At 39.8% G+C, this 9,370-nt stretch carries 11 protein-coding genes; 8 read left to right on the top strand and 3 right to left on the bottom strand.

What is annotated here, in order from left to right:
* Positions 1–417 precede the first annotated feature (417 nt).
* Complete coding sequence (locus H8S17_RS15525; protein ID WP_108817231.1) at positions 418–1,713, bottom strand: tyrosine-type recombinase/integrase; 1,296 nt, start codon at positions 1,711–1,713, stop codon at positions 418–420.
* An 86-nt stretch (positions 1,714–1,799) separates the two neighbouring features.
* Positions 1,800–2,429, bottom strand: a complete 630-nt coding sequence (locus H8S17_RS15520) for a helix-turn-helix domain-containing protein (protein ID WP_186867840.1) — start codon at positions 2,427–2,429, stop codon at positions 1,800–1,802.
* Between the two features lie 175 nt (positions 2,430–2,604).
* Between H8S17_RS15520 and H8S17_RS15515 the strand changes: the two genes are divergently transcribed.
* The 7 genes from H8S17_RS15515 (at position 2,605) to H8S17_RS15485 (ending at position 7,955) form a co-directional block, all read left to right on the top strand.
* Positions 2,605–2,835, top strand: coding sequence for a helix-turn-helix domain-containing protein (locus tag H8S17_RS15515; protein ID WP_002578307.1), 231 nt, complete (start codon positions 2,605–2,607; stop codon positions 2,833–2,835).
* A gap of 144 nt (positions 2,836–2,979) precedes the next feature.
* Positions 2,980–3,294: a DUF3847 domain-containing protein gene (locus H8S17_RS15510; protein WP_002578306.1), complete on the top strand. Its 315-nt coding sequence runs from the start codon at positions 2,980–2,982 to the stop codon at positions 3,292–3,294.
* Complete coding sequence (locus H8S17_RS15505) at positions 3,294–3,647, top strand: hypothetical protein (RefSeq protein WP_058692446.1); 354 nt, start codon at positions 3,294–3,296, stop codon at positions 3,645–3,647. Before H8S17_RS15510 ends, H8S17_RS15505 begins: the two co-directional genes overlap by 1 nt.
* A complete protein-coding gene (locus tag H8S17_RS15500; RefSeq protein ID WP_109214826.1) occupies positions 3,623–5,344 on the top strand; it encodes a MobA/MobL family protein in 1,722 nt (573 codons plus the stop codon). The genes H8S17_RS15505 and H8S17_RS15500 overlap by 25 nt, the downstream gene beginning before the upstream one ends.
* Entirely contained in the window at positions 5,283–6,032 is a 750-nt protein-coding gene (locus H8S17_RS15495) for a DUF6040 family protein (RefSeq protein WP_180208970.1), read from the top strand. Before H8S17_RS15500 ends, H8S17_RS15495 begins: the two co-directional genes overlap by 62 nt.
* Positions 6,033–6,187: 155 nt before the next feature.
* A complete protein-coding gene (locus H8S17_RS15490) occupies positions 6,188–6,646 on the top strand; it encodes a MarR family transcriptional regulator (RefSeq protein ID WP_117485166.1) in 459 nt (152 codons plus the stop codon).
* The gene (locus H8S17_RS15485; protein WP_117485164.1) at positions 6,636–7,955 is read left to right on the top strand and encodes an MATE family efflux transporter; all 1,320 of its coding nucleotides are present in this window, start codon (positions 6,636–6,638) and stop codon (positions 7,953–7,955) included. The genes H8S17_RS15490 and H8S17_RS15485 overlap by 11 nt, the downstream gene beginning before the upstream one ends.
* A gap of 133 nt (positions 7,956–8,088) precedes the next feature.
* On the opposite strand, the gene H8S17_RS15480 is transcribed toward H8S17_RS15485, so the two are convergent.
* Positions 8,089–8,325 carry a DUF6061 family protein gene (locus tag H8S17_RS15480; protein ID WP_002578301.1) on the bottom strand — a complete coding sequence of 79 codons (237 nt, stop codon included), beginning with the start codon at positions 8,323–8,325 and terminating at the stop codon, positions 8,089–8,091.
* A gap of 313 nt (positions 8,326–8,638) precedes the next feature.
* Here H8S17_RS15480 and H8S17_RS15475 point away from each other — a divergent pair, with 313 nt between their 5' ends.
* Complete coding sequence (locus tag H8S17_RS15475) at positions 8,639–9,241, top strand: Type 1 glutamine amidotransferase-like domain-containing protein (protein ID WP_055039195.1); 603 nt, start codon at positions 8,639–8,641, stop codon at positions 9,239–9,241.
* The last annotated feature ends 129 nt before the right edge of the window (positions 9,242–9,370 follow it).

Raw genomic sequence — 9,370 nt, 5'->3', positions numbered from 1 at the left:
CGGATGGATTCAAAAATATCTTTATACATAATAAAACCTCCAGAATAAGTAGTGTTAATAATTACATCTACCTATTCGGAGGTGCATTAGCGTCATAATTCCGATTGCGGAAGAGACTGGAAAATGTTATTCTTATCATAGGCAGTGGAGCTTTCTTAGTTCAGTTGTTTCGTGTGGTAACTTAACAATAACGGATTATGAAAAGTAATTCCACTGCTTTTTAATAAAAATAAAACTGCGCCACAGCCTTGGCAGGCCATCGCGCAGCGATTTTGTTCAATCGGGATTTGTGGAGAGATTTCCTGAACTTTCCTTATTTTTCAAGGCTTACAGCCTCTTAGATAGTGAAATGATATGTATTTTCCCTTATTTTTGCCCTTATGCGGAATCCGCAAGGGAAATAAGGGAAATTTTTAGTTAAGCATTGCTCACTACTTTATCAAGAAGTCTTGCGGAATCCCGCTTTGCTTTTCTTGTTGAGTGAGCGTAAATATTCATTGTGGTACTGACATCAGAGTGTCCTAACAGTTCCTGTACATCTTTCGGTGCAGCCCCATTGGAAAGCAGATTGCTGGTGTAGGTGTGACGTAACTGGTGGAAATGGAAATCTTCAAATCCTTCCAGTTTTTTTGACACTGATCTGCATACAATGCTGAGTGTACTCGGCAGTTCCAAAGAGCCATCCGGTCTTAAGCAGACAAAGGAGATTTCTTTGTAATCTGCCGGGACTTCCTGTGTTCCGGCAAGATGATAGTATTCATAATAGACTCTGTTTTTCACATGAACTTCTTTGTAGTAATTGCGGTGATATAATTCGCCATACTGCATCCGGTTTTTGAGTTGTTCCTTTCTGGCAGCTTTTAATATTTCAGTCAGAGTATCGCCAAAATCAACAATCCTTACTTTCTTCCGTTTCGTTGGTCCGATAATGTTTTTGTGTTTTATGCCGTCGTAGCGGATACTGCGTTTTATGGTCAGGCATTGTTCCTCAAGGTTAATGTCCTGCCATGTAAGACCACAGGTTTCTCCGATACGGAGCCCGGCATAATACGCAATCTGAATCGGCAGAATGGCAGGTGGGTTTTTCTTTTCCAGATACTTGATAAGTCGCTCGTAATCCTCGTGTGAAATCGGCTGTGTGCCTTCTTCCACTTCATCATCGGAAAAGAGGTCAACTTCCTCTGCCTGTCGTTTCAGTTTGATATATTGCATCGGATTGAAACTGATTAGTTGTTTTGGAAATACTGCAAAACGGAATGACTGCTGTAACACTGCGGAAAAAGAATGTATATAATCTTTGCTGTATCCCTTTCTTACTTTCCCGTCTGGAAACTCACCACCGAATGTAAGCAGATCAAGAAATGCCTGTAAATGTTCGGCAGTAACTGTTTTCAGTTTGCGGTCTGCAATCGGGTGTTTTTTGATACAGCGGATTGCACCAAGATAATTTTCCACTGTGCCGTTGCTGAGTGTCCCGGTTTTCAGTTCTTCTTCCGCCCACATATCCAGAAGCTCTCCTACCGTAAGGCTGTCTGCCTTTGCGACAAACTTCTTATTTTCGTAATCTTCCAGTGCTTTGCGGAGAAGTTTTTCCGTCTCACTTTTACTTTCGGTTCCAGCATATTCTTTCTGAACCATTTTACCGCTTGCATCTTCTACATAGAAGCGATAGTACCATTTTTTTCCTTTTTTTCTAACAGATCCTTTTGCCATAATCGTATGTCTCCTTTCGATATCAGACAATCGGAACTGTTGAAATGCTTCTTGCGTGTAAGTATATCACAACTCCGGTTGTCTTACTATACCGATTCAGAATCCTCATACATAACTTCGGATAAAAGATTGGCAAGTCTTTGTTCTGCTGTTTCCGGTTTCTTAGAATAGAGTCTTATCACATCTGCCATATCGTTAAATGCGTTGACAGTATGTGTGATCTCCCTGAGAAACATGATCTCGTTATATTCATCTTTCGATTCAAAGCCCATTACTTTGGCAATGTCCGCATCTTTGGTACTGCCCTTGTAATTTTTACAGGCGAACTGAAACGAATCCAGAAACAGTTCATATTGCTTTAACATTAACAGCAGTAAGTCTTTAGAAAAAGCGTCTTCTGTTTTATTGAGGTCAAGAGGAAACTGTTTGAGAATGTCGCCCATCGCATCACGAATCTGCAATTCTTTCTTATCCGTAATATCAGTTTCATATTCATCGGTTTCCCCTTTGAGCCATTCAATCGATACATGAAGTGCTTCCGAAAGACCTTCCAGTACCATCTTTTTGGTATTGTCAATCGAACCATTCTCATAACGCAGGATTGTGGAAGCGGTAACTCCCATCTTCTCTGCGACATAAGGCTGTGTCAGATTTAATTCCAGACGGCGCTGTTTTGCCCTGCTGCCAATCAGCTTGCGTAGTTCTTTATCTTTCATGCTGATGTGCCTCCTTTTTCGGTATGTCATTACTATACCACGCAACAAAATATATTGCAATATGCAATTTTAAGAAAAGCAGAAAAATTTCATAATGCTTGACAAAGCAATATAAACACGCTATACTGACAGCACAAATGAAATTGCATAATGCAATTCGAAAGGAGGTGGTCATATGACGCAAAGAAAGATTGCCTTATCTATTGAGGAAGCTGCTGATTATACGGGAATTGGCAGGAACACCCTGCGAAAGTTGGTAGAGTGGAAGAAACTTCCGGTATTGAAGGTTGGGAGAAAAGTCCTGATCAAAACGGATATGCTGGAACTTTTTATGGAAGCCAACGAGGGCAGGGACTTGAGGGATAAGGGAAATGTGAAAGCAGTCACAAGAAACGGTTCAACTTAAAAAAGCGGTTCCCGAAGAAACCGCCAAAGGTTCTATCAGACCGGAGTCATGATATACCTACACGCAAGCAGATTATACCATGTACTTCGTCTGACAGACAACAGGAAACTTATGTTTGGAAAAAAAGAAAGGACGATGATATTTATGGCAAGATCAACAAAGAGTTATGAGGAGCGTATGCTCCAGTTGGAAAAGAAAGAACAGGAAAGCCTTGAGAAAGCAAAACAGTATGCAGCACAGAAACGGGAACTGAAGAAACGTCAGAAAGATGTGGAAACCAAAAAACGGACACACAGGCTCTGCCAGATTGGCGGTGCAGTGGAATCGGTACTGGGTTCTGCGATTGAGGAAGATGATATCCCAAAGCTGATCGGCTTCTTAAAAAGGCAGGAAGCAAATGGGAAATTCTTCTCAAAGGCAATGCAGAAAGAGCCAGTTGCAAATACGGAGGAAGTGTAATGCCGGAGGGAGTGGAGTTTCCATTCCCTTCATTGCTTTTTTATGAAGGGCGCACTTATGGACAACCAGAGGTCGTCCGTATAAGTTTGCCACAGGTGGCAACCGGTCTGCGCTTACGCTTGCCGGGCTCGTTCCGTCGGCGGGGCTTTCAGCCAGACCTGCTCATGCCGCAGGAGGCACTCTTCGCCAGAGGGGCACATTCCATGCAGGCTGTTATGCACAGGGCACTCTTACGCAGAGGGTGCTCCGGCAGATACCATTTTCTTTTAGGAAAAACGTTACCTGCCGGAAATCAAAGCCGGATACGGCAGAATGGGGGAAACGGAGCATGGCGATTTTTCATTATACAGTAAAGATTGTTGGACGCAGCAAAGGAAAATCCATCATATCGGCGTCTGCTTATCTCAATGGCGATGTGATGAAAAATGAAGAAACAGGCAGGATCAGCTACTATACTTCAAAAAAAGAAGTCGTTTATACCAGCCTGCTGATGTGTGAAAATGCACCACAGGAATGGCAGAATGTACCTGCTGAAAATATCAGACGGTTCCAGAAATCTGTCCGATATAAAAGGGCAGATAACCAAAATGCTGCACTGGAAAAATTCAAACTTACTTTTCAGAAGCAGCGTTTATGGAATGAAGTCTTGAGGATAGAAAAAAGTTCAGATGCACAACTCGGCAGGTCATTTGAGTTCTCACTTCCGAAAGAATGGAGCCGACAGGAACAGATTGATTATACAACTGAATATATTCAAAAGACCTTTGTAGATAAGGGAATGTGTGCGGATTGGAGTATCCACGATAAAGGAGATGGTAATCCCCATGTGCATTTATTGGTGACGTTGCGACCATTCAATTCAGACCACTCATGGGGTAACAAAGAAATCAAGGATTGGGAGTTTGTCAGAGATGAAAATGGAAATATTGTGGTGGATGAATCCCATCCGGACTGGTGGCAGGATAAAAAGAACCCTGACCGTCATGGAATCCGAATCCCCGTACTTGATGAAAATGGAGTCCAGAAAGTCGGGACAAGGAACCGCAAACAGTGGAAACGTGTATTAACCGATGCTACCGGGTGGAACAATCCGAAAAATTGTGAGCTATGGCGGAGCGAATGGGCAAACGTCTGTAATGCACATTTGAAAACGGAAAATCACATTGACCATCGTTCTTATGCAAGGCAGGGAAAATTAGAGATACCGACGATCCATGAGGGCGCAGATGCCAGAAAAATTGACGAGAAATTTCAAAACGGACAGACATCCTCTACTTCATGGAAAGTAGAGGAAAACCAGATCATAAAAAGACAAAATGCACTGCTGGATAAAATACAGATTTCTTTTGGAAAAGTATCCAGTGCATTAACACAATGGAAGGAGCGATTGCGTGACATTAGAAGAAAGCCGGGAAGTCATTCCCATGATGGAGACAATGATAAACCAGATCGAGGAACAGCAGAATCTTATGGCAGAGATGGTACAGGAATTGCAGGAACGGGACAGGCAGCTCCTGTCTTTTCAGGAGCAGAACCAGAGTTTAAAAAGCTTAAACAGCGAATTATCCAGGCTGCTAAATCTTTTGCCAGATACAGAAGAACTGCTCTCACAGATCGAGCAACAGAAAACCAGAATCGAACAGTTGGAAAACGAGAATCAGCAATGGCAGGAATTAACGCAGAAGCTGAACAACGAGAACAGCTTATTGCAGAAACAGAACAGCGAATTGCTGACCTTAAACAGCAGATAGAGAAAGCGAGGGAGATCGATGAGCGAATGCAGAAACTTAGAGAACGTCGGGCAGGTGGAAGAACTTCTGCTGATGACCGAACAGATGCAGGACGAACTGGATCAGAAAGACCAGACAATCCAGGAACTAAACAGGCAGCTAAGCGAATCGCTGACCTTGAACGAGAAATTGAACAGCGAAAACAGAGCCGAGAATATCGAAGCATTGCGGACAAGATTAAGGCAAACAGAGGAACGATTGACCAGCGAGACAGACAGCAGGAAAAGAGCCGACGCAGAAGCCGTGGCATGGAAATTTAAGTATGAAAAAGCAGAGCAGGAAAAACTTTATGCACAGACACACCAAAAGACGGTAGAGGTAGCTGTTGAGAAAAAAGTGCCTTATGAGAAATGTGAAAAATGTGACCGTACTGCTTACCGGAAAGCAAAAGAAAAATGCGATAGCCGTAAAAGCCAGTTAGAAAAGAAATATAAAAATATGACGATTGGTTATGAAAGTATCTTGTTTCTACTGGCATGGTACAGCATAACAACAACACTGTTTACTGCGATTCTTTCGCCGGTTTTCCTTAACGACTGTGTCGTCTTTTTCGGTGCGTTAGGAAAAGGAATGGGAAGTTTATTTCGGGAGTTTGTGACAGGTGCAGACTCTTTCGGACAGTTAAGCAGTGGAATACCTAACAGTATTCTTTCCGGGATTGTGTACTGGCTGATTGCCGGTACTGTCATGGCAATTTTATTCGTAATAACCGGGTGGCTGATAATCGGGATTGGTTATCAGGTAGGAAAAATCTACCGGAAATATTGTTGGGATATCATCAGTATCGTGGTAGCGATAACGAGTACAGCTGTTGTAATTTACTTTGGAGAATGGATTAAAAACGCTAATCCGATAAATCTTATTGTATTGCTATTACTGTCGCATATTATTTATATTGGAATCAGATGTTATGTGAAAGACTGGATGGAAGAACGAGGATATTATTAAAAGAGGACAGGGAAATTTCATAATCTTCCTGTCCTTAGTAAGGGACTATTGATTGTTTATATAAAGAAAAAGTATATAAATAAATCTTGACAATTAGTACGAACTCGGACTATAATACAAAAGTCCGGATTCGTACTAATTTAAGGAGGAAAAAGATGAGAAAAGATAATAATATGATAATACAGTTGCAACGATATTATGCTTTATGGAAAGAATGTACAGCAATGTATGAGGAATGGTCAAAGGATCAGGGACTGTCTTCAAATGGAGTTTTTGTTTTGCATTCATTTTATGAAAGTAATGGAAGATGCACGCAGAAAATGATAAGTGAAAAATGGAATATACCTAAGCAAACGGTAAATACGATACTAAAAGATTTTCAGAAAAAAGGATACATCAATATGGTATCTGATGATTCAGACAAGAGAAATAAGCTGATATGCCTCACAGAATCAGGAATGGAATATACGAAAGATATCATAGAAAAACTGCACTCAAAAGAAATATATGTAATCGAAAAAATGGGATTAGAGAATATAGAAAGTCTTAATGATAATACAGAGCTGTTTATCAGACTTTTCAAGGAAGGAGATTGTAAGAAAAATGAATCATAAATCATTATTTTTTAAATATGTTATTCCATCTATTATAGCATTTGCATTATCAGGAATATATGCGATAGTGGATGGATATTTTGTAGGCAATACCATAGGAGATGCTGGACTTTCGGCTATTAATATTGTATATCCGATTGAGGCTTTGATTCAGGCTCTTGGAACAGGAATTGGTATGGGAGGAGCTGTTTATTACTCAATTAATGCAGCAGAAAAGAAAGGAAAACGGGCAGAAGAATTTATTGCTACAAGCTGGTGGCTTCTTGTAATAGTAAGTGTTATCAGTACCATAATTATTTACTCCTTTTCGTCTAAAATTTTAGGATTGCTTGGAGCAGATGGAATTATATTAACAAATGCGACAGATTATATCAAAATTATAGCACTTGGAGCAATATTGCAGATTCTTGGAACTGGAATGATGCCATTCATTAGAAATTATGGAAACTCTTTCTGGTCAATGTTTGCGATGGTTGGTGGATTCATAACCAATATTGTTCTGGATTTTATCTTTGTATGGATATATGAAATGGGCATGAAAGGTGCAGCCACAGCTACAATAGCCGGACAGGGTGTGACTGCAGCAATTGCAATCATATACGCATTATATAATAAAAAGTTTTATGTGTATGTATCCTTAAAAAATGTAAAAGAAATGTGTGGCGCTATATTCAGAGTAGGTCTTGCACCATTTGGGCTAGCATTGACTCCTAATATTTCATTGGTGTTTATAAACCGATTCTCCGCTTCTTATGGGGGAGAAAAAGCTATTGCAACTTATGCATGTGTATCCTATATTATCTGTATCATATATCTCATATTGCAGGGCGTAGGTGATGGAAGTCAACCTTTAATGAGCCGTTTTTATGGTGAGAAGGATCAAGAAAGCCTGAGAGGAGTTCAGAGAATGGCATACATTTTTGCAATAATTCTTGCTGTTTGTGGTGGAATTATCATGTATGTAAACAGAGCAAATATTGGAGGGGTTTTCGGAGCTTCTTATGAAGTAAGTATTGAGATTTCTAAAATTGTACCTATATTTTTAGTGTCATTACCATTTGTTGCGATTACCAGAATAGCGACAGCTGGATTTTATGCTACTGAAAAAAGTGGATTGTCATACATTCTTACATTCATTGAACCAGTATTGATGCTGATATTTATGCTTGTTTTACCACCTTTATTTGGTGGACAGATTATGATATGGTGGAGTACGGTATTGGCACGTGTTTTTTCAGCGATTCTGGCATTCATACTAATAAAATATTGCGAAAAGGGAGATTTGCAATATGGAATACAGAAAATTTAACAATCAGATAGTAGCAAGAATAATCTAGGTTTATCTATTGTATTTTTAAGGACAGCCTCATAGCAATAGGGCTGTCCTTTTAAAATTATGAAGCTAATTTTTAATAAATTCTAGTAGATTTTGATTGGAATAATCATAACTCTAATGAATCTTCAGCATCTACCCACATCTGTAAATTCCCATCAAGATATAACCTTGCATATTCTAATGGCTCATCGATTGCAAGCGATGTCAAAGCACAATCAGATCCAGGTGTGGTTCTTAAATTTTTTTCTGCTTCCCAACAATCAATACGGAGTATATAGCCCGTATTAGTATATACATCAATGCTGTTGCACTGTGGATTGTATTCTGCAAATATTGTTCTCATCGTATCCCATCTCCTTATCATTTAATCAATCAGTAGTAGCAAAAATTAAGAAGCATTTCAATCAGTTCACCATGTCACTTTTATTTTGTGTTATACTGTCTTATAGATTTTTCTTGCCCTTGTATTTGCCCTTATCAGAGTGCATAAACACTGATGGGACGATATAACACAAGGGAAATAATAAGGGAAAGCTCACCTGCGACAAATCCAGTGTTTTCAAGGGGTTGCGAAGAATTTAATAATAAAATATAACAGTTATTAAATTTCTTAAAACAGGTGAAATCTCAATCGGAATTTATTAAGGAGGATATGGATGAAACTGTTTTTATGTTCGCACTTTTCAAGTGTAGGAAGTTTGATAAAAGAAGAAATTGATAACAAGAAAGTCGCATTTATTCCCACAGCTTCGCTGCGTGAAGGCTATACCGGTTATGTCGGCTCGGCTCGAAAGCTATTCAATAAACTGGGAGCAGCCGTAACGGAAATTGATATTTCAACGGAGGCTTATTTAACGATACAGTCCGTTTTTGAAGATGCGGATGTGATATATTTTACTGGTGGAAATTCTTTCTTCCTTATGGACCAGCTCCGTAAAACGGGAACAGATGAGCTATTGAAGAAAGAATTGGCAAAGGGAAAACTGATGATCGGTGAATCGGCGGGTGCGATTATATGCGCTCCAACTATCCAATATATTGAACAAATGGATGAAAAGCCGGAGGACTACTCACAAGAAGATGATGCAGGGCTTGATTTGATTGATTTCTATGTTCTTCCGCATTATCTTACAGCACCATTTAAGAAAGTTACTGAGAAAATAATGACTGAATTTTCGGATTTGAATCTATGCCCAATTAACAACCGTCAGGGAATTGTAATTGATGGTGAAGGTTCAAAGGTTATTTGCAAAGACTAATTTGAAAATCCCAGTTGTGCGCCCAGCTAAGGGTGTGTAACCAAGTCGGTGGGAATCCGATTTATCCAAGGTCTAGCCAGCCAGATAATAGCGAGTCTTGGGATGTTGTTGGTAACAGCAACTGACAAG

Origin of the sequence: Roseburia zhanii, from assembly GCF_014287635.1 — a bacterium.
In the GTDB taxonomy this organism is placed as follows: Bacteria; Bacillota; Clostridia; order Lachnospirales; family Lachnospiraceae; genus Roseburia_B; species Roseburia_B zhanii.
This window is presented reverse-complemented; position numbering and strand designations above follow the sequence as displayed.

Excerpts from the sequence above, each read along its gene's own strand:
- H8S17_RS15525 (WP_108817231.1), bottom strand. The coding sequence starts at position 1,713 with ATGGCAAAAGGATCTGTTAGAAAAAAAGGAAAAAAATGGTACTATCGC.
- H8S17_RS15520 (WP_186867840.1), bottom strand. The coding sequence starts at position 2,429 with ATGAAAGATAAAGAACTACGCAAGCTGATTGGCAGCAGGGCAAAACAG.
- H8S17_RS15515 (WP_002578307.1), top strand. The coding sequence starts at position 2,605 with ATGACGCAAAGAAAGATTGCCTTATCTATTGAGGAAGCTGCTGATTAT.
- H8S17_RS15510 (WP_002578306.1), top strand. The coding sequence starts at position 2,980 with ATGGCAAGATCAACAAAGAGTTATGAGGAGCGTATGCTCCAGTTGGAA.
- H8S17_RS15505 (WP_058692446.1), top strand. The coding sequence starts at position 3,294 with ATGCCGGAGGGAGTGGAGTTTCCATTCCCTTCATTGCTTTTTTATGAA.
- H8S17_RS15500 (WP_109214826.1), top strand. The coding sequence starts at position 3,623 with ATGGCGATTTTTCATTATACAGTAAAGATTGTTGGACGCAGCAAAGGA.
- H8S17_RS15490 (WP_117485166.1), top strand. The coding sequence starts at position 6,188 with ATGAGAAAAGATAATAATATGATAATACAGTTGCAACGATATTATGCT.
- H8S17_RS15485 (WP_117485164.1), top strand. The coding sequence starts at position 6,636 with ATGAATCATAAATCATTATTTTTTAAATATGTTATTCCATCTATTATA.
- H8S17_RS15480 (WP_002578301.1), bottom strand. The coding sequence starts at position 8,325 with ATGAGAACAATATTTGCAGAATACAATCCACAGTGCAACAGCATTGAT.
- H8S17_RS15475 (WP_055039195.1), top strand. The coding sequence starts at position 8,639 with ATGAAACTGTTTTTATGTTCGCACTTTTCAAGTGTAGGAAGTTTGATA.